Annotated in this window: 21 protein-coding genes; 17 read left to right on the top strand and 4 right to left on the bottom strand. The window is 66.3% G+C overall.

Annotated elements, in window-relative coordinates; all coding sequences use genetic code 11:
* Positions 1–17: 17 nt before the first annotated feature.
* Positions 18–575, bottom strand: coding sequence for a glutathione-regulated potassium-efflux system oxidoreductase KefF (kefF, locus tag AAHM38_RS18055; protein ID WP_009239687.1), 558 nt, complete (start codon positions 573–575; stop codon positions 18–20).
* Between the two features lie 399 nt (positions 576–974).
* On the opposite strand from kefF, the gene AAHM38_RS18050 reads away from it, so the two are divergent.
* The 5 genes from AAHM38_RS18050 (at position 975) to AAHM38_RS18030 (ending at position 4,101) form a co-directional block, all read left to right on the top strand.
* Positions 975–1,670, top strand: a complete 696-nt coding sequence (locus tag AAHM38_RS18050) for a GNAT family N-acetyltransferase (protein WP_004628855.1) — start codon at positions 975–977, stop codon at positions 1,668–1,670.
* A gap of 208 nt (positions 1,671–1,878) precedes the next feature.
* Complete coding sequence (locus AAHM38_RS18045; protein WP_015855814.1) at positions 1,879–2,370, top strand: cupin domain-containing protein; 492 nt, start codon at positions 1,879–1,881, stop codon at positions 2,368–2,370.
* 124 nt (positions 2,371–2,494) lie between these two features.
* Positions 2,495–3,238, top strand: coding sequence for a LysM peptidoglycan-binding domain-containing protein (locus tag AAHM38_RS18040; protein ID WP_015855815.1), 744 nt, complete (start codon positions 2,495–2,497; stop codon positions 3,236–3,238).
* Positions 3,229–3,642, top strand: a complete 414-nt coding sequence (locus AAHM38_RS18035; RefSeq protein ID WP_015855816.1) for a hypothetical protein — start codon at positions 3,229–3,231, stop codon at positions 3,640–3,642. The genes AAHM38_RS18040 and AAHM38_RS18035 overlap by 10 nt, the downstream gene beginning before the upstream one ends.
* 21 nt (positions 3,643–3,663) lie before the next feature.
* Positions 3,664–4,101, top strand: coding sequence for a hypothetical protein (locus AAHM38_RS18030; RefSeq protein WP_015855817.1), 438 nt, complete (start codon positions 3,664–3,666; stop codon positions 4,099–4,101).
* A 428-nt stretch (positions 4,102–4,529) separates the two neighbouring features.
* Here the strand turns inward: AAHM38_RS18030 and AAHM38_RS18025 are convergent, their stop codons facing one another.
* Entirely contained in the window at positions 4,530–5,018 is a 489-nt protein-coding gene (locus AAHM38_RS18025; protein WP_004628844.1) for an Lrp/AsnC family transcriptional regulator, read from the bottom strand.
* A gap of 155 nt (positions 5,019–5,173) precedes the next feature.
* Between AAHM38_RS18025 and hppD the strand changes: the two genes are divergently transcribed.
* Positions 5,174–6,280 carry a 4-hydroxyphenylpyruvate dioxygenase gene (gene hppD / locus AAHM38_RS18020; protein WP_015855819.1) on the top strand — a complete coding sequence of 369 codons (1,107 nt, stop codon included), beginning with the start codon at positions 5,174–5,176 and terminating at the stop codon, positions 6,278–6,280.
* A gap of 218 nt (positions 6,281–6,498) precedes the next feature.
* Here hppD and AAHM38_RS18015 read toward each other — a convergent pair whose 3' ends face one another.
* Complete coding sequence (locus AAHM38_RS18015) at positions 6,499–7,116, bottom strand: EF-hand domain-containing protein (protein WP_009239682.1); 618 nt, start codon at positions 7,114–7,116, stop codon at positions 6,499–6,501.
* 138 nt (positions 7,117–7,254) lie between these two features.
* The gene (locus AAHM38_RS18010) at positions 7,255–7,938 is read right to left on the bottom strand and encodes a type II secretion system protein N (protein WP_015855820.1); all 684 of its coding nucleotides are present in this window, start codon (positions 7,936–7,938) and stop codon (positions 7,255–7,257) included.
* A 174-nt stretch (positions 7,939–8,112) separates the two neighbouring features.
* On the opposite strand from AAHM38_RS18010, the gene gspG reads away from it, so the two are divergent.
* The 11 genes from gspG to gspF all read left to right on the top strand — a co-directional run bounded on the left by gspG (position 8,113) and on the right by gspF (position 19,601).
* Entirely contained in the window at positions 8,113–8,592 is a 480-nt protein-coding gene (gene gspG, locus AAHM38_RS18005; RefSeq protein WP_015855821.1) for a type II secretion system major pseudopilin GspG, read from the top strand.
* A gap of 23 nt (positions 8,593–8,615) precedes the next feature.
* Entirely contained in the window at positions 8,616–9,110 is a 495-nt protein-coding gene (locus tag AAHM38_RS18000) for a GspH/FimT family pseudopilin (protein ID WP_015855822.1), read from the top strand.
* Positions 9,107–9,505, top strand: coding sequence for a type II secretion system minor pseudopilin GspI (gene gspI, locus AAHM38_RS17995; RefSeq protein ID WP_015855823.1), 399 nt, complete (start codon positions 9,107–9,109; stop codon positions 9,503–9,505). Before AAHM38_RS18000 ends, gspI begins: the two co-directional genes overlap by 4 nt.
* Positions 9,486–10,217, top strand: a complete 732-nt coding sequence (locus AAHM38_RS17990) for a PulJ/GspJ family protein (protein ID WP_041668390.1) — start codon at positions 9,486–9,488, stop codon at positions 10,215–10,217. Before gspI ends, AAHM38_RS17990 begins: the two co-directional genes overlap by 20 nt.
* Before the next feature lies 1 nt (position 10,218).
* Positions 10,219–11,307, top strand: a complete 1,089-nt coding sequence (gene gspK / locus AAHM38_RS17985; RefSeq protein WP_015855825.1) for a type II secretion system minor pseudopilin GspK — start codon at positions 10,219–10,221, stop codon at positions 11,305–11,307.
* Positions 11,308–11,468: 161 nt separating this feature from the next.
* Positions 11,469–12,905 (top strand): type II secretion system protein GspL, encoded by a 1,437-nt coding sequence (gene gspL / locus AAHM38_RS17980; RefSeq protein WP_015855826.1) that lies wholly within the window; start codon positions 11,469–11,471, stop codon positions 12,903–12,905.
* Positions 12,906–12,915: 10 nt separating this feature from the next.
* Positions 12,916–13,485: a type II secretion system protein GspM gene (gene gspM, locus AAHM38_RS17975; RefSeq protein WP_015855827.1), complete on the top strand. Its 570-nt coding sequence runs from the start codon at positions 12,916–12,918 to the stop codon at positions 13,483–13,485.
* A 17-nt stretch (positions 13,486–13,502) separates the two neighbouring features.
* The gene (locus tag AAHM38_RS17970; protein ID WP_015855828.1) at positions 13,503–14,345 is read left to right on the top strand and encodes a type II secretion system protein N; all 843 of its coding nucleotides are present in this window, start codon (positions 13,503–13,505) and stop codon (positions 14,343–14,345) included.
* A 37-nt stretch (positions 14,346–14,382) separates the two neighbouring features.
* A complete protein-coding gene (gene gspD, locus AAHM38_RS17965; protein ID WP_015855829.1) occupies positions 14,383–16,794 on the top strand; it encodes a type II secretion system secretin GspD in 2,412 nt (803 codons plus the stop codon).
* 16 nt (positions 16,795–16,810) lie between these two features.
* The gene (gene gspE, locus AAHM38_RS17960; protein WP_009239671.1) at positions 16,811–18,367 is read left to right on the top strand and encodes a type II secretion system ATPase GspE; all 1,557 of its coding nucleotides are present in this window, start codon (positions 16,811–16,813) and stop codon (positions 18,365–18,367) included.
* 22 nt (positions 18,368–18,389) lie between these two features.
* Positions 18,390–19,601: a type II secretion system inner membrane protein GspF gene (gene gspF / locus AAHM38_RS17955; RefSeq protein ID WP_015855830.1), complete on the top strand. Its 1,212-nt coding sequence runs from the start codon at positions 18,390–18,392 to the stop codon at positions 19,599–19,601.
* Positions 19,602–19,625 lie beyond the last annotated feature (24 nt).

Below are 19,625 nucleotides of genomic sequence, written 5' to 3'. Positions count from 1 at the left end.
GGAAAAGATCGGAAATGTCAGGCGACGGCGTCGGCGTCGGTCGGGAGCCAGGGTTGCAGCGCGGCGCGGACCTGCGCGATATGGGCGTCGATGACGTCAGCAGACGCATCGTCGGCGTCGTGCAGCACATGCGGCGGCTGCCATTGCATGCCGCACAGCGCTGCCGTCTGCTGCAGCGGCAGCAGGAACATGTCGAACGTGTGGCCGTGAATGCCGTCGGCGTTGTAGGAATGCGCGCGGCCGCCCGTGGTGGCGAGCACCATCAGATGCTTGCCGCGCAGGGCCGTGCCGCCCGGCCCGTAGGCCCAGCCCATCTCGAGCACGACGTCGATCCACTCCTTGAGCAGCGATGGCGTGGCGTACCACTGCACCGGAAACTGGAAGACGATCAGCTCCGCCGCTTCCACCGCTTCCTGCTCAGCACGCACGTCGATGTCGAAATCGGGGTAATGCCAGTACAGGTCGTGCATGGCCACGCCGGGCAGATTAGCCAACGCACGCGCCAATGGCTTGTTGGCACGTGAACGGCGCGGCGCGGGATGCGCGTAGATCACAAGAATGCGCGAGGGCGTCATGGAAAATCAGGAGGCTGGGGCGGCTTGATGGTGCATCTTCGCACGGCTATTGTTGAGCGGCGTTACAGGCGGCGGTCGTACTGCGGATAGTGATGTAACGCGCGCGGCACCTGGAAAGCGCGCTCCCCAGCGCTTTTGCGCGGCGCAGCATTTACGTTGTTACTACACCACACTGCTGGAGACCGTGCTCAGCTGCGCTAAATCAATGATTTATCGGGAAATCCTGTGGAAAGTCTGACGCGAGACTTACGGGGAAACCCTGATTGCACTACAATAGCATGGTGCATTGCACAACACTCAGTTGCACCCCACTGAGTGCCCCGGAGGCGCCATCCGAACCTCCGACTCATCACTTCGCTGCCTTCCATTGAAAGGCGCGATCAGAACAGGAATCGTGTCGTGAACCCGCTCGAACTGAGCAAGGCCATCGGCGTCGTCACTCAGGACGACATCGACAAAACGGAAGCTGCGCAAGGCGCGCCGCGTTCCACCGTGCTGGTGCGCGAGCTTGCTGCGCACCACCGGTCGCGCCTGCTCAAACACCTGCTCGCCCTGGGCGAGGAAGACCGCCTGCTGCGTTTCGGCCAGGTGGTGCGGGATCACGTCATCGAGGCGTACGTCGACAGCATCGATTTCGACCACGACAAGGTCTTCGGGGTCTACAACGAGCGCCTGGAGCTGACCGGCGTGGGCCACCTTGCCTACCTGCGCGACAACCCGCAAGGGCGCGTGGCGGAGTTCGGCGTGTCGGTGTCGGAATCGGCGCGCGGCAAGGGCGTAGGCAGTGCGCTGTTCCAGCGTGCCGCCATGCACGGCCAGAACACCAAGGTGCGTACGCTGTACATGCACTGCCTGTCGCGTAACGCGGCCATGATGCACATCGCCAAGAAGGCTGGCATGCGCGTGCAATACGCCTATGGCGAGGCCGATGCCTACCTCGAATTGCCGCCCGCCGACACGATGAGCCTGTTGACCGAAGCCATCGACGAACAGGTCGCCGATCTCGACTACATGCTCAAGCGCAACCTGCGCGATGTGCGCCGTTTCGGCCAGCGCTTCTGGCGCTCGCTGGTGCCGCAAAAGCGCGCTGTGTAAGCGCATCGCTCTGCAACAAACGCCCGGCTCGCCACCGGGCGTTTTTGTTTGGTGTTGGGCGTTGCTCGCAATCGCTCGCCTAGGGCAATTGCGCGCTTGTCAGCCGCGCGGGTGCTTTCCCTACGATGAGGATGCGGCACCCCTCGCTCTCCAGCGGCGGCCATCTGCGTCGCCCGCGAGCCGATGCCGAGGCAAGAAGGAGACGACGATGAAGACACCATCCGCGCAATCGATGCTGCTGGCTGCAGCCGCGCTGCTTTGCCTGGGCGCTGCGTCCGCTGCCGCCCAGGACGCCGCCATGGGCGACATGATGATGATCAACCCCTCCGCCCTGAAGTGGGTCGACGCGCCGCCCGGCTTGCCCAAAGGCGCCAAGCTTGCCGTGCTCTACGGCGACCCCGGCAAGGACGGCCCCTACGTCGTACGCCTGAAAACGCCAGGCGGCTACAAGGTGCCGCCGCACTGGCACACCCAGACCGAGAACCTCACGGTGATCTCGGGCACGCTGTACCTGGGCAGCGGCGACACCATGGACATGGGCGCCGCGCACGCGCTCAAGACCGGCGGTTTTCACAACCTGCCCGGAGGCATGCACCACTACGCATTCACCAGGGCGGCGACGGTGGTGCAGATTCATGGCACGGGGCCGCTCGATATCAAATACGTCAACCCGCAGGACGATCCCTCGCCCAAGCAGTGAAGCCTGGCACGCCACCGATGCCAATTGCCAGCCACCGGCAAGGTACATCAACAGCCGTTAACACGCGGCCGCCGGGCGCTGGCTACCATGCCCCTCCACAGGTCAAGCAGCCACGGAGGGGCAGATGATCACCAAGGCCCAGGCCAAACCGAAAACCGATTTCGAGCGCTGGCAGGATTACATCCATACCTCCACCCAGCACCCCGACCGCTGGAACGGCTACGACTGCGACATCCAGGCTGCGGTGGCGGAATACAACCGCTACCTGATGGGCAACGCGGGCTATCTGCCGCTGGACTGGCAGGTCGTCAAGGCGATGGTGTGGGTCGAGACCGGAGCCGATTCGGAAGCGTGGGCGACCAAGCCGCTGCAGATCGGCAACCTGGGTGACCCCGGCTTGAATACCTTGCTCCGTGGCGAAGAAGGCAGCGACCTCATCGTCCCCCCGGCCATCCGCACCCGGTTGAACGCCGGCCTGGCCCGAACGGTGCCCGCGTGGAACATTCGCGCCGGCGTCGGCTACCTGCTCACGCGCATGGCCAAGTTCGACGTCCGAAGCGTGCGCGATGCCGACGACAAGGTCTACGAAGTCGCCGTCAAGGCAGGTGACAGCCTCGACAAGATCGCCCGGGCGCAAGGCTCGACCCTGGCGGAGATGCGCGCGCTCAATCCGAATGCCGCAACACTCAAACCCGGACAGGTGGTCAAATACCGCAAGGCCGCCATGCGCAAGGTGATTACCGGCTGGCGGCCGGTGACGACGCAGAACATTGCCGTGCTGTACAACCACGGCGACTCCGCATACATCCGGAAACTCGATTACGTGCTCACGCTTATCCCGAAGATCGGAACCGCCGCATGCAAGTAGGCCGCCTCCTCATCGCCGTGTCGCTGCTGGCCGCGCAATCGGCCATGGCCGCAGATGCGCTGACCGGAACCTTCCGCGGTGACGGCCGTGCCTGCTACGGCGCCTTGTTCCTGCGCTCGAACACCATCGAATGGAATGCCAGCTTCTTCAAGTGCGGCCCCACGCGCTACAAGGTAATCGAGCAGGACTTGTCCGGCGACCACCCGCACGCGGCGTTCAAGATTGAAGACCGCCGCAAGCGCTGCGGCCTGGCCGTTATCGAGGTCTCGCGCTACAGCGAGTTCTCGTGGAGCGTAAAGGGCTACCCGACGATGGAGGCGTACCAGAAGCGCGAAGAACCCGGCTGGAAAGACTCCGCCGATCCCGCACGCCAGGTCGCCCTGTGCGGCATGCGCAAGGAATAGCGCAGCCAACGCGCCGACGCCATGCAGGCGCTCCAACGCTTCGCCCTGGAGAAACACAGCGGCCCGTATGAGCAGTGGCCCATGCGCACACGCGTGATCGTCGACGGCGTGCTGCACCCGACGCTCGCCATCCCCGGTTACGAGCTGCTGCGGCAATATCAGACGAATCTCGGCTTCGCCCTCATCACCAATTACGACTGCCCGTTTGAAGAGGCCGTCTCCATCACCCTCGTCACCCCCGATCTTTCACGCGCGATCAGCACCGGCACCATCGGTGCGGCGTACTACACGTTCTGGCTGGACGACGTCGAATGGATTGACGCGAACCACTTCCGCCTCACCTGCGAAGACGCCGTGGGCGATTGGCTGGTCACGCTGCGCGCCCGGCATATCCCGGTGTTATCTCCGGCGGTTTTCATCAAGCGCCGCGTGGCGCCACCGACCCAGCCTGCGGCGTAGAGTGGAACGCCGCCCTATGCTGCTCGCGGTTACCCAATAGACCGCCAAGCGCCGCAGTTTTGGCCTCATGTGTCGCGCTCAAACACCTGAATTCGCTTGCATGAGAGTGACACCTCGCCGTCAAACAGCGGCGCTCGGGGCTCAAAGGTCCGCACTCCGCCCAAAGACATCCGACCCATCGGCCCTCCGAAGCCCACACCTCGCTATCAAACATACGAAGTCATCGAGGCGAGGCTGGCGTCCCGCCGTCAGAGGGTCGAAGCCGTCCGTCAAGGGCCGAAAAATTCGACCTCTGACTGCGGAATGCGAGTGTTTGAGACTCGCGCGCCGCCCGCAGCGATTCAGGCTCGAACAAGGAAGGCCCACGATCGGACCGCTGAGGTGCGTGATTCGCGGTTTATGCCTTTATGGCGCAACTAGCCAATCCCTCAAACCACCACCGGCAACGCAGTCGTATCCTTGATCCGCTCCAGCGCAAAACTGCTCTTCACATCGATCACTGCCGGGTGGGCGAGCAGCTGGTCGCGGATGAAGCGCGCGAAGTGCTCCATGTCTTCCACGAACACCTTGAGCAGGTAATCCATCTCGCCGGTCATGGCGTAGCACGTGACCACCTCGGGCCACGTCGCCACGGCGGCGCGAAAAATATCGGACGGGCCTTTCCCCTTGGGCGCACCGCCCTGCTTCTCCAGCCGCACGTTGATGTACGCCGACAGCCCCAACCCGATCTTGGACGGGTCGAGCAGCGCGGCGTACTGGCGGATGACGCCGGATTCCTCCAGGCGGCGGATGCGTCGCAAACACGGGCTGGGCGACAGATTCACCCGCTCGGCGACTTCCAGATTGGTGAGGCGGCCGTTGTTCTGCAGGACTTCCAGGATCTTCCGGTCGATCTTGTCGAGTTCCACTTTATTCATTTTGTTGCTCCGCACCAATTAATTCGGCAATTTTCTTGCGCAAATTTAGCAAGGTGGGCACAACTTCGCAATTTTTGCTTGGATGGAGACACCTACACTGCGAGGATCGTCAAAGACCTGTGCGCTCCAGAGCGCGCCCCCACAGGAGACCAACCATGCAATTCACGCCTTGGGAAAACCCGATGGGCACCGCCGGCTTCGAGTTCATCGAATACGCCGCGCCGGACCCCGTTGCCATGGGCAAGCTGTTCGAGAACATGGGCTTTACCGCCATCGCGAAACACCGTCACAAGAACGTGACGCTGTACCGCCAGGGCGAGATCAACTTCATCATCAACGCCGAGCCCGATTCGTTCGCGCAGCGCTTTGCGCGCCTGCACGGCCCGTCGATCTGCGCGATCGCGTTTCGCGTGCGAGACGCCGCGTTCGCCTACAAGCGTGCGCTGGAGCTGGGCGCCTGGGGCTTCGACACCCACAGCGGCCCGATGGAGCTGAACATTCCGGCCATCAAGGGCATCGGCGATTCGCTGATCTACCTGGTCGACCGCTGGACCGGCAAGAACGACGCCAAGGCCGGCGACATCGGCAACATCAGCATCTACGACGTCGATTTCGTGCCCATCGCGGGCGCCAACCCGAACCCCACCGGGCACGGCCTGACCTACATCGACCACCTGACGCACAACGTCTACCGTGGCCGGATGAAGGAATGGGCCGAGTTTTACGAACGCTTCTTCAACTTCCGTGAGGTCCGCTACTTCGACATCGAAGGCCAGGTCACGGGCGTGAAGAGCAAGGCGATGACGAGCCCGTGCGGCAATATCCGCATCCCCATCAACGAGGAAGGGACGGAGAAGGCCGGTCAGATCCAGGAGTATCTGGACATGTACCACGGCGAGGGCATCCAGCACATCGCGCTCGGTTCGACCAACCTGTTCAACACGGTGGACGCGCTGCGCAGCAAGGGCATCAAGCTGCTGGACACGATCGACACGTATTACGAACTGGTCGACAAGCGCATCCCCGGCCATGGCGAAGACGTGGCGGAACTGAAGAAGCGCAAGATCCTGATCGACGGCGCACCGGGCGACCTTCTGCTGCAGATCTTCTCGGAAAACCAGCTCGGTCCGATCTTCTTCGAGTTCATCCAGCGCAAGGGCAACCAAGGTTTTGGCGAGGGCAACTTCAAGGCGCTCTTCGAGTCGATCGAACTCGACCAGATGCGCCGCGGCGTGCTCAAGGCCGACGACCAGCCGGCCTGAAGACCCTCAAGCTTCAGGCGTGCTGACCCCGCACCCCGATGGTTCGCCATCGGGGTGTTTTTCATGGGCGTTGCGGCATGCGCGCATGCGGCACTGACACGGCCCCGTAACCAAACCAACCCGCACCGGTCTTGCAATGCATTGAGGATCGGAGGGGCGCAGGCAATAAAAAACGGCGCCCGAAGGCGCCGCTTGCGTGCGGAGATTCAGACGAGGCGTCACTCGCCCTTCGTCGCCGACGGGCCACCGGGCATGGCCGCGGCCGCCGGGGTGTTCTTCTGCGCCTTGCGGGCGTCGTGACGGGCCTTCATGTAGGCGCGGATCTCGTCTTCGGTGATCTTGCCGTCATGGTTGGCGTCGATCTGGTCGAAGTTCTTGGCCAGACGCGGCATGCCGGCCTGCACTTCGTCCTTGGTCAGGCTGCCATCGTTGTCCTTGTCGGCCGCCTTGAACTTGGCGTCGAAGCGCTGCGCCATCTTTTCGTGCATCTCGCCCTTGTGGGCCTTGTGCCAGGCGGCCAGCTCGTCCTTGCTCAGTTGGCCATCGTGGTTGGTATCGATCTGGTCGAAGTTCTTTTCAAGCCACGCGTGGCCCTTGGCCTCGTCGCGCGAGACCTGGCCGTCGCCGTTGGTGTCGATGGCCTTGAAGCCACCGTGGTGGCCAGGCTTGCCGGCGCGGGCGTCGCTCTGCGGCGCCGCCGGTGCCGTGGCCGCCGCCGGCGCTTGCGCGCTGGCAGCGGGGGCACTGGCATCCTGGGCCCGGGCGTTCATGCCCGACATGGCGAGGAACAGGGCCGAGGTGGCGAGGAAGGCTTGTACAGCACGTTTGTTGGTCATGGTCAGCTCCTTTTCACATGGACTGTGTAGCGGATTAGAACCCGACGATCCCGGCGCGTTGCCGGCTTTTACACGCTGTTACCCCGATGACATGCCCTGTAATATGCGCCCGCCAACGCATGGCGAGCCGCGCCTGGCCTATTGGTCGGCGCCCGGTTGGGGGGTGTCCCCCTTGCGTGCAGCGGCTGCTGCGCGGTGGCGGGGGCCGACGATGCCGCCGCCTTGGCCGGCAGGCTCGTCCCCGGTGTTGATCTGCGCGGGCGCGATGGGGAGCATGGCGCCCGGCATGGTGGTGTTGGCCGGGTTGTTGGCAACTGACGGTGCGGGCGGCATTGCGGGAGTGGACAGCGGTGCCGCGGCACCTGCGGGGGGCAGAGGCATGGCCGGCGCATTGCGATTGGCCGGCGAGACGCCCGCCACGGCGCTGGCCGGCAGCGGAATCTCCTGGCGCGCGCCATTACGCTCGATCACCACCGAGCGCGCCTTGATTTCCACCAGCTTGAGATTGGACGACAGCGACTTGCCGGCGCGCACGGCCTGCGGCGCACCGCCGTCCACCGACACGATGGCGGCGCCGGAACCATCGGCCAGATCCGCCACCACGCCCATCACCTGCACATCGCGCGGGCCGTTCTGCGGGCCCCCGCCAAAGAGCGTGACGGCCGCGCCGGTCTCCAAGGCATCCGTTTGGGCCACGCGGGCCTCACGCGGCGCGCCCAGCGAGCGCAGCGACGACAGCGTCAGCACCCAGTGCGTCAGGAGCGCACAGAGGGCAGCAAACAGTACGAGACTGAGCAGGCGGGACGACTGTCGAGCGTTCATGAAATGGGGCGAGGCACCGTAGGAATACGCCGATTCTATCCGCCCTTCATGCCGGTTCGGTGAACAGCTTGGAGGGGCGGCTCTAGCGCCAACGCAGCACGACCCCGCCGCGCAATATAAGGTCATATCTCACGGATATACTGTGTCTCTTCCCTTATTGCCAACTCTGTCGCCATGATGCAAGGCCAACTTCGCTCTTCCTTCCGCCAGCGCGCCCTCGCCCGGCTGCCCCATCGGGCGGCGCGTGGCTTCACCCTGATCGAGATCATGGTGGTGGTGGTGATCCTGGGTATCCTCGCCGCGCTGGTGGTGCCGAAGATCATGAGCCGCCCCGACGAGGCGCGCATCATCGCCGCCAAGCAGGACATCGCTTCCATTTCGCAGGCGCTCAAGCTCTATCGGCTAGACAACGGCCGCTACCCGACCACCGAGCAGGGCATCAGCGCGCTGGTCACCAAACCGACCACCGAGCCGATCCCCAACAACTGGAAAGGCGGCGGGTATCTGGAACGCCTGCCCAAGGACCCGTGGGGCCATCCGTATCAATATCTGAACCCGGGCGTGCGCGGTGAAGTGGACGTCTTCAGCTTCGGCGCCGACGGCCAGGCCGGCGGCACCGGCAATGACGCCGATATCGGTAACTGGGACAACTAAGCCGCCGCAGCCGCCCCCGCGCCATGTTCGGCCCACCACGCCGCCGCCGGCACATCCGCGGCTTTACGCTGCTGGAGTTGCTGGTGGTGGTGGTCATCATCGGCATCGTGCTGGCCGTGGTGGCCGTGAACGCTACGCCCAACCCGCGCTCGCAATTGGCCGATGATGCGCAGAAGCTGGCTCGCCTGATCGAACTGGCACAGGAAGAAGCGCAGCTCACATCTCGCCCCGTGGCGTGGGAGGGCGATGCGCAGGGCTGGCGCTTCTACGAATCGACGCCCAACGGCTGGCGCGTGCTCAGCCGCGACGTGCTCGCGCCGGGCCACTGGCGCCAGGGCATGGACAACGTACAGATCGTCGCAGGTGCCGCTGCGGTGCCGGGCGCCCCACAGCGCCTGGTGTTCGGCCGCGAGGCGATTGGCTTGCCGTGGCGCGTGGCGCTGACCTCGCAAGGTTCCCGCGTCGACGTGGTATCCGACGGCGGCCCCCGCGTGCTGACGGAGATGCAAACGCAATGACGCGCAGCCTTCGTCCCACGCGCACGCGCGGCTTCACCCTGCTCGAAGTGCTGGTGGCGCTGACCATCGTGGCCGTGGCGCTCACCGCCACCATGCGCGCCATGGGCAGCATGACCACCGCCAGCGATTCTCTGCAGACGCGCATGATCGCCACCTGGAGTGCCGAGAACCACCTCGCCAACCTGCGCCTGGCTCGCGTCTTCCCAGACCCTGGCGCGCGCGGCTTTCCGTGCCCGCAAGGCGATACGCAACTGTGGTGCGAAGAAACCATCGCCAGCACCCCGAACCCGGTGTTCCGCCGCGTGGAGGTGTCCGTCTATCCGGATGCATCCAAGTCCGTGCGACTGGCCTGGCTTGTGACTCTATTGCCGAACGATGCGCGCAATGTCTTCTAACCGTTCGTCGCGCGGCTTCACCCTGCTCGAGCTGCTGGTGGCGATCACGCTGCTGGCCATCCTGGCCGTGATTGCTTGGCGCGGGCTGGACAGCATGACGCGCACGCACGAGGCGCTGGCCCAGCGCGACGAACGCATCGAGGCACTCAAGACGGCCTACGCCCAGTTCGATGCCGATTGCACCCAACTGGCCGATCCGAACACGCTGTCGCGCTCACCGGTGGAGGTCGACGCCAACCGCGTGCTGATGGTGCGCGACCGCCGCGACGACAGCCAGCCACCCGCGTGGCAAGTGGTGCTCTACCGCATCGTCGACGGCCGGCTCGAACGCCTCCAGACCCAACCGATCACCAACCGCGGCGACCTGCGCAATGCGATGGACAACCTGCGCCAGGGCGGCGTGGGCGCGGCGCGCTACCTGCTCGCCGCCAACGTTGACAGCATCAGCGCGCGCGCGTGGATCGAACCCGGCGGCTGGATGGAAAACACGGGCGCGCTGTCGGCGGCACTGTTCCCGGCCGGTAGCAACACCACCACCCTCACCGGCTTGCCGTCGGCTTCCACGCCCAGCGCGTCGGCGCCCTCGGCCAACAGCCCCGGCGTGGTGGTGCCGGCCGCCTCGGTGCGCGCGGTGGAACTGGCGTTGCTCGTGCGCATGACGCCGCAGGGCGCGCCGCAGCGCTTCACGCGCATCTGCATGACGGGGCTTTGACATGGCGCGATGCTCCCGTCGATTGTCTCAACGTCATCCGCAGCCCGGGCGCCAGCGCGGCGCGGCCGTCATTACAGCGCTGCTCGTCGTTACGCTGGCCGTGGTGATCGTGTCGGGCATGCTGTGGCGGCAGCAGGTGGAGATCCGCGCGGTGGAAAACCAGCGCCTGAAATCGCAGGCCACGTGGATCGCGCGGGCGGGCATCGACTGGGCGCGCCTCATCCTGCGCGACGACCAGCGCCGCACCGGGGCGGTAGACCACCTGGGCGAAATCTGGGCCGTGCCGATCCAGGAAACCAAGCTGTCGGACTTTCTCGGCAGCTCGCTGCGCACGGACACGGCCGGCGAAGAGTCCTACCTGTCCGGCCGGATCTTCGATGCCCAGGCGCGCTTCAACCTGATGAACCTGCTGATAGCGCGGACGCTGGGCGGCCGCATGATCATTACCGGCCGCGACAAGAACGCCATCAAGGCGTACGGCCTGCTGCTGCAGTCGCTCAACATCGACCCGAGCCTGGCCAATGTCACGGCGACGTACCTGGCGCAGATGTTGGGCGGCTTCCAGTCGATCGAAGGCATGCAGGGCGGTCAGCAAGGCGGCGAAGACAGCGGCGGGGGCGGGAGCGCCGGCAGCACCGGCAACGGCCCGCGACCGCTCGACGACGTGGCCAGCCTGCTGACGATCCCGGGCTACACGGCGGACATGGTCGCCAAGCTGCGCTCCTACGTGATCGTGCTCCCCACCCGCACGCAGATCAACGCCAACACGGCCAGCGCCGAAGTGCTGGCTGCCGTCATCCCGAACCTGAGCCTGGACCGCGCCCGCTCGCTGGTGCAGGCGCGCGACCGCGCGTACTTCCGCAACATCGGCGATGTCACGAACCAGTTGCGCGGCATCGCGCCCGGGGTCGACACCGCCGCTGCGGCCAATCTGCTGGACGTGCAGACCCACTACTTTCTGGTCTACGGGATGGCGCGTCACGAGCGGGCCCGCATCGGAGAAGTGGCGCTTGTTTCACGTGGCGACCCAGTCAACAATAACGCGACCCGCATCGTCTGGGTCCGCCGCATCGACGAGATTCCGTCATGACGGCGGCGCAACACCCCTCCACGTGCGTACGCGCCGCTTGTAGACAGACCCCGGCCTTCGCCGTATTGTCATCCGCATCGTTCAGCATCGCGGGTCTTGCGCAATCCGGCGCTAGCGTTGGCAGTTCGCATTCACACTCTCAAGATCAATAGAGGAGCGGTTTGACGACCTCCCTGTACGTGCGCCTGCCGCACCGGCCCATTCAATCGCCCGAACGCTGGTCGGCGGGCGCGCTTGCCTCCGTGCCCTTCGCGCTGGTGCGCGAAGAAGGCGCACAAGGGCCGCAGCGCGTTCAGCGCGAAGGCACGTCGCGCACCGACGAGTTGCCGGCGGCCGATCGCCTGATCCTTTTGCTGCCCGCCGCCGATGTGCTGCTGGTGCCGGCCAACGTGCCGCCGCTGGCGCTGCCCAAGCTGCGTCTTGCGCTGCCCAACCTGGTGGAAGAGCGCCTCGTGCAGGACGCGCAGCAATGCCATATCGCCCTTGGGCCCCGCTTGGGGGATGCCCCGGCCCGTGGCTGGCGGGCACCCCGCGAGCCGCAATCGCGCGCACTGATGATTGCCGACCGCGCGTGGGTCCGCTTCATCCTCGATACCTTTGCTGGCCACAAGCACCGCACCTGCCATCTGCTGCCTGCGCAGCTTTGCGTGCCGTTTGAAACGCCTGTCGCAGCGGCAGCGCCGGTTGCAGAAGCGGCAAACGCCGTCGAACGCGCGGAGCCGTCGCTCGATGCTTCCGTTGCCGCCGAGCCTGCAGTCGAATTGCCCGCGGCTGAAGCCGTGGCTGGGGTCACACCGGCCACCATCGCGCTTGACGCGGCGCCGTCGTCCGACCCGGACGCGCCCGTGGCCGTCGACATCACCGTACGCACGGGCCGCGCCGAGGGCTACGGCCTGCGGCTGCTGCCGGCCAACGTCGGCAACTGGCTGGGCATTGCGCCCGCGCCGGCCACGCTGATGGTGTCGCCGGCCCTGCGCGAGTTGGCGCCCGGCCTGTCGGCCGACCCCGCCACCGCCACGCTGGACTGGTCCACCTGGGCGGCCGGCGCCCGCGACGCCCTCGCCTCAGGCGAAGCCGATCTCTGCCAGTTCGACTTTGCACGCGGCGGCGTGGCCGGCATGGACTGGAGCCTCTGGCGCCTGCCCATCGCGCTGGCCGTGCTCATCGTGGTCGTGCAGCTCATCGGCATGAACGCGCGCTGGCTCACGCTGCGTGCCGAACAGAAGCGGCTCGATACCGCCATGCGCGCGCAGCTGCAGACGGCATTCCCGAATACGCCGGTGATCCTCGACCCGCCCGCGCAGATGCGCCGCCAGGTCGAACAACTGCGGCTGGCCGCCGGCAAATCGGCACCGGAAGACTTCCTGCCGCTGGCCGATCGCTTTGCCCAGGCGGCCACCGGCCTCGCGCCCGATGCGCTGCTCGCGCTCGATTACCACGGCCGCGCGCTCACGGTCACGCTCAAGGACGGCACCGACACCGCCAGCCTGCGCACCGCCGCCCGCAATGTCGGCCTGAACATGGACACCGCCGAGGCCCCGCGCGGTGCCGAGGCGACCGTACCGGGCTCGCGCTGGACGGTCTCCATCGCCCAATAACGCTTCCTCCATGGCGACTTCCTCCCCCTCCTCTTCCCGATCGTCATCCCGTCGCCTGCCGCGCATCGGCGTGCCGGACTCGGTGCGCGACGCGGCCACGACGTTCTGGATGCAGCGCGAGCCGCGCGAACGCCGCATCCTGGCTGGTGGCGGCGTGGTGCTGCTGCTTGTGATCGTCTACCTCGTGCTGTGGGAGCCGGCCTTCGAGGGCCAGCGCCGCATCGAGAAAGCCCTGCCGCAAATGCGTACCCAACTCGCCGAGATGGAAACGCTGGGCCAGGAAGCGCGCGGCCTGTCGGCCATTGCCGCCGCGCCCGTGCCGCGCGGTGCGGAACTGCAGCAGGCGCTCAACACGAGCCTCACCAACCACGGCCTGAAGGCCACGCGGATGGCGATGTCGGGCGAGAGCGTGCAGGTGCAACTGGACAAGGTGCCCTTCGGCGCCGTCGCCGAATGGCTGCAGGAGGTGCGCCAGGCGCAGCGCATGAAGGTGATCGACACGAACATCAAATACGTGGGCGCGACGGCCCTGGTCAACGTGACGGCGACGCTGCAAGGCCCCGCCGCCGCTGGCCGCTGACGGGTCCGATCGTGCCGATGGGGATTGAATCGCTGCCGCCGCTGCGTTTGCGCCGCCGTGCCGGGCCGGACGAGCGCACGGGCCTCGGCTGGCGCGTGCTTTGGTGTGGCGTGGCGCTGCTGGCCGTGGGCTTGACCGTGGTGGCGCAGTATCCGGCCGCGTGGGTGGCCGAGCGCATCGCCGCTGCCACGGGGCACCGTGTTCTGCTGGCTGACAGCCAGGGCAGTCTCTGGCAGGGCAGTGCAACGCTTGCGCTGACCGCCGGCAACGGCGGCGCCGATGCAACCGTGCTGCCGGGCCGCCTGTCGTGGTCGATCGACATGCTGCCGCTGCTGACGGGCACGCTGCGCGCGCACCTGGCGCACGATCGCGCGCTGGAGAAGCCGGTCACGCTGACGGTCACGCCGGGGCATTGGGACGCAGAGGCCGGCGCGGTCGCGTTGCCGGCATCGTTGCTGGAAGGCGTTGGCGCGCCGTTCAACACGCTCAAGCTGGATGGCCGTTTGCGGGCGCAGTGGACGCCGCTCTCGGGCCAATTCGGCCGTGGAAAGGGCCAGCCGAACACCGCCCAGGGCGCGCTGACCGTCACGCTTGAGCAGGTATCATCCAGCCTCAGCCGGGTACGGCCGCTGGGCAGTTACCAGGCGGTGGTGTCGTTTGGCGGCGTGAGCGGTGCGCCGATGCAGTTGTCGCTGTCGACACTGGCCGGGCCGCTCACCCTGCAGGGCCAGGGCACTCTTGGCCAGGGCGCGCATTTTGACGGGGTGGCCAGTGCCACGCCGGAGTCGGAACCGCAATTGATTGGCCTGTTGAGTCTGCTGGGCCCGCGCGACGGGTCGCAGCATCGACTCCGCTTTTGATCCTCAAGCCGGCGCGCGAGCCAGCGTGCCGACAACCATGAACGAGACCATGTACAACGCCTCTTCCCGACTCACCGTTCGCGCCATCGTCCTGGCATGCTGCGCAACAATGGTGGCCGGCTCGATGCCAGTCTTCGCCGCCCCGCCCAGCGCGGCATCCTCCCAGAACGGCGCCGCCGGCAACCCAGGGGATGAGGTCTCGCTGAATTTCGTCAACGCGGATCTGGACTCCGTCGTCAAGGCCGTCGGCCAGGCCACCGGCAAGAACTTCATCGTCGACCCGCGCGTGAAGGGCACCGTCAACCTCGTCACCGAAAAACCGGTGACGCGCTCGCAGGCGCTCGAATCGCTGGGTTCGATCCTGCGCATGCAGGGCTACGCGATTGTCGAGGGCAACGGCTTCACCAAGGTCGTGCCGGAAGCCGACGCCAAGCTGCAGGGCTCGCCCACCAGCGTAGGCGCGGCAGGCTCACGTGGCGGCGAACAGGTTGTGACGCAGGTCTTCCGCCTGCAGCACGAATCGGCCAACAACCTGGTGCCGGTGCTGCGCCCGATGATCGCGCCCAACAATACGATCACCGCCTACCCGGCCAACAACACGCTCGTCATTACCGATTACGCCGACAACCTGCGCCGCATCGGCCGCATCATCGCGTCGATCGACACGCCCGTGGCCGGCGAGACCGAGCTGATTCCGCTGAAGAACGCCGTGGCCATCGACGTGGCGGCCACGCTGCAGAAGCTGCTCGATCCGTCGGCCGGTGGTGCAGGCGGCGCGGCCGGTGCCGGCGCGGCGCTGTCGGACCCGAGCCTGCGTACGTCGGTCGTGGCCGAGCCGCGTTCGAATAGCGTGATGGTGCGTGCGTCGAGTGCGGCACGTCTGGCGCAGGCCAAACAACTGATCGCCAAGCTCGATGTGCCGAATGCACGCCCGGGCAACATCTGGGTGGTGCCGCTCAAGAACGCCAACGCGGTGCAGCTGGCGACGACGCTGCGCGCGATCGTCGCGGCCGACGCCACGCTGTCGGCCTCCGCATCGACCGGCCCGGGCGGCCAGAGCGCCGCGCAAGGCGCGACCTCGCAGCCGGCGGGCGGCGTGAGCAACGTGCAGAACCAGAACACGCAGAACACCAACTACGGCAGCGGTTCGGGCAGCGGCTCGGGCAGCGGCAGCTCTTCGTTCCGCGCCTCGTTCGGGCAGAACAACACGCCCACCACCGGCGGCATCATCCAGGCCGATCCGGCCACCAACGCGCTCATCATCACCGCCAGCGAGCCGGTCTACCGCAACCTGCGTGCCGTGATCGACGACCTCGACGCGCGCCGCGCCCAGGTTTATATCGAATCGATGATCGTTGAGGTGACGGCTACCAAGGCGTCGCAGCTCGGCATCCAGTGGATGGTGGGCGCAGGCGGCCCGAATACGTACGGCGGCGGCGGCACCAACTTCGGCACGGGTTCGGGCAACCTGCTCACGCTGGCCGGCACCATCGCTACCATCACCACGGGCGGCATCGGCAGCACGGCGGCGCAGACGGCGCTGTCGAGCGTAAACGTAGGGCAACTGAACGGCGGCCAGTTCGGCGTGTTCAACAAGGCCTCGGGCCTTGGCGCGCTGCTCTCCGCGCTGGGCTCGGACGGTTCGGTCAACGTGTTGTCGACCCCGAACCTGATCACGCTCGACAACGAAGAAGCCAAGATCCTGATCGGCCAGAACGTGCCGATCACCACGGGCTCGTATGCGCAGACGGGCACGTCCGCTTCGGTCACGCCGTTCCAGACGTTCGACCGCAAGGACGTCGGCATCACGCTGCGCGTCAAGCCGCAGATCACCGACGGCGGGCTGGTGAAGATGCAGATCTTCCAGGAGTCGTCGGCCGTGGTGCCGGGCACGCAGAATGCGACACAGGGCCCGACCACCAACGTGCGCTCCATTGAAACGAACGTGCTGGCCAACGACGGCCAGGTCGTCGTGTTGGGCGGGCTGCTGGAAGACAACTATCAGGACGGCGAGCAGAAGGTGCCGGGCCTGGGCGACATCCCCATCCTTGGCGCGCTGTTCCGCTCGGAAAACAAGACGCGTGTGAAGACGAACCTGCTGGTGTTCCTGCGCCCCATCATCCTGCGCACGGCCGATGCCACGGGCGCGCTGTCGGACAACCGCTACAACTACATGCGCGACACGCAGCAGGGCTTTGTCTCGCCGAACATGCTGCCGACCACGTCTGACAAGGACACGCCGGTGCTACCCACGCCCGAGGCCATGCGCCCGGCTGACAACTACGGCGATGTGTCGATCGTGCCGAAGGGCCCGGCCGGTACGCAGGTGCCCCCGGGCGCCCCGATGCCGATGCCGCAAGGCACCACGCGCAGCCAGCCGCGCCTGCAGAATTTCGCGGCGCCCACCTCGGGCGGTTACGACGGCAACGCGCCGCGCAATGGCGGCTGACAACGGACAACGAACCATGGCCACGCACGCTTCCACCACCGACGTCAGCACGCTCGAGCCGCCCTCGCAGTCGGCCGTGCGGCTCGTGCCGTATGCGTTTGCGCGCGACGCCAGGTTGCTCGTCGCCCGCCAGGACGTCGACACGCTGGAGGTGTGGGTCTGCCCTGAAACCTCGCGCACGGCGCTGGCTGAACTCGGCCGCGTGTTTGGCGCGCTGCATCTGGTGACGCTCGACACGGCGGCGCTGTCCACCGCCACGCAGACGGCCTACAACGCGCAAGACGGCAGTGCGGCCCAGGTGGTGGGCGAAGTGGAAGGCGAAGTCGACCTGTCGCGCCTGATGCAGGACATCCCTGCCGTGGAAGACCTGCTCGAATCCGAAGACGACGCGCCGATCATCCGCATGATCAACGCCCTGCTCACGCAGGCCGCGCGCGAAGGCGCCTCGGACATCCATATCGAGCCGTTCGAGAATGCATCCGTCGTGCGCTTTCGTGTCGACGGCACGCTGCGCGACGTCGTGCGCCCGAAGAAAGCGCTGCACGGCGCGCTGATTTCGCGCATCAAGATCATGGCGCAGCTCGACATTGCCGAGAAACGCCTGCCGCAGGACGGGCGCATCACGCTGCGCGTGGGCGGTCGCCCGGTGGACGTGCGTGTGAGCACCCTGCCCACCGGCCACGGCGAACGCGCCGTGCTGCGTCTGCTCGACAAGGAAGCCGGCCGGCTCGACCTGGGCAAGCTCGGCATGGGCGCCGGCACGCTGGCGCGCTTCGATCACCTGATCAACCAGCCGCACGGCATCGTGCTCGTCACCGGCCCGACGGGTTCGGGCAAGACGACCACGCTGTATGCAGCGCTGTCGCGGCTCGACGCGGCGTCCACCAACATCATGACGGTGGAAGACCCGATCGAATACGACCTCGACGGCATCGGCCAGACGCAGGTCAATCCGAAGATCGACATGACGTTCGCCAAGGCCCTGCGCGCCATCCTGCGCCAGGACCCGGACGTGGTGATGATCGGGGAAATCCGCGACCTGGAAACCGCGCAGATTGCGGTGCAGGCCTCGCTGACGGGCCACCTGGTGCTGGCGACGCTGCACACGAATGATTCCGCCTCCGCCGTGACGCGCCTGATCGACATGGGGATCGAACCGTTCCTGCTGTCTTCATCGCTGCTCGGTGTGCTGGCGCAGCGGCTGGTACGCCGCCTGTGCGTGCATTGCCGCCGCGAAGAAGTGCTCGAACTCACGCCTGCAGAAGTGGAAGCCGTGGCCGGCACGCCGATCGCAGACGGCGTGGCACCGGCGGCACCGGCACGCAAATCGGTCTGGCATCACGTCGGCTGCGAGCGTTGCAGCAACTCCGGCTACCAGGGCCGGACCGGTGTCTACGAACTGCTGACCGTCACACCCGAAATTCAGACGATGATCCACCGCCAGGCCGCTGAATCCGAGATCAAGGCGTTCGCCATCGGCCAGGGCATGCAGACCATGCGCATGGATGCCCAGCGCTGGATCGACACGGGCGCTACGTCGCTGGAAGAAGTGCTGCGGGTCACACGCGACTAAGGCGCGATTACACGAATAGCGCATGCCAGCCTTCCGTTACGAAGCCGCCGACGCCGCCGGCAAGACCGACAAGGGCGTCATCGAAGCCGACAGCGCCCGCCAGGCGCGCACGCTGCTGAGGGCACGCGGGCTGACACCGCTGCTGGTCGACACGCTGGGTGCGCAGGCCACCAAGCGCGGCGGGTCGAGCTTCGGCAAGCGGCTCTCGGCGCAGGAAAACGCACTCGTCACGCGCCAGCTCGCCAGTCTTCTGGTGGCGGGCCTGCCGCTCGATGAAGCGCTGGCCGCGCTGGCCGATCAGGCCGAACGCGCGTACGTCGGCGAACTGCTCGCGGCCATCCGCGCCGAGGTGGTGGGCGGCAGCTCGCTGTCGGTCGCGCTGGCACAGCATCCGAAGGATTTCCCGGATATCTACCGCGCCCTCGTTTCAGCGGGCGAACACTCCGGCAACCTCGGCCTCGTCCTTTCACGCCTGGCCGACTACATCGAGAGCCGCAACGCGCTCACATCGAAGATCAAGCTGGCCTTCACGTACCCCGCCATCGTCACGGTGGTGGCGTTTGCGATCGTGATCTTCCTGCTGTCATACGTGGTGCCGCAGGTGGTGAGCGTGTTTGCCAACACCAAGCAGAAGCTGCCGACGCTCACGATCATCATGCTGTGGCTGTCGGACTTTGTGCGGAACTGGGGCTGGCTGGCGGCGATCGTGCTGGTAGCGTTGGGCTTGCTGATCCGCAATCTGCTCAAGCAACCGGCGTTGCGGCTGTCGTGGCACAAGTGGCTGCTGACTGCACCGCTGTTCGGCAAGCTCGTCCGCGGTTACAACACCGCGCGGTTTGCCAGCACGCTGGCGATTCTGACCAGTGCCGGCGTGCCGATCTTGCGTGGGTTGCAGGCTGCGGGGGAAACGCTGAACAACGTTGCGCTCAAGACCAACGTCGAGGATGCATCCACGCGCGTGCGCGAAGGGACTTCGCTGGCGCGGGCGTTGGCAGCGCAGAATCAGTTTCCGCCTGTGCTGGTGCATCTGATCCGCTCGGGTGAGGCGACGGGGAATCTGCCTGCGATGTTGGAGCGGGCTGCGCAGGGCGAGGCGCAGGAGCTTGAGCGCCGGACGTTGTTTCTCACGGGCTTGCTGGAGCCGGCGCTGATTTTGACGATGGGTGTGGTGGTGTTGTTGATTGTGCTGGCGGTGTTGATGCCGATTATTGAGATTAATCAGTTGGTGCACTGAGGTTTTTGGCTCGGTGGTCCGCCC

The organism is Ralstonia sp. OTU4908, from assembly GCF_038440115.1.
Classification (GTDB): Bacteria; Pseudomonadota; Gammaproteobacteria; order Burkholderiales; family Burkholderiaceae; genus Ralstonia; species Ralstonia pickettii.
This window is presented reverse-complemented; position numbering and strand designations above follow the sequence as displayed.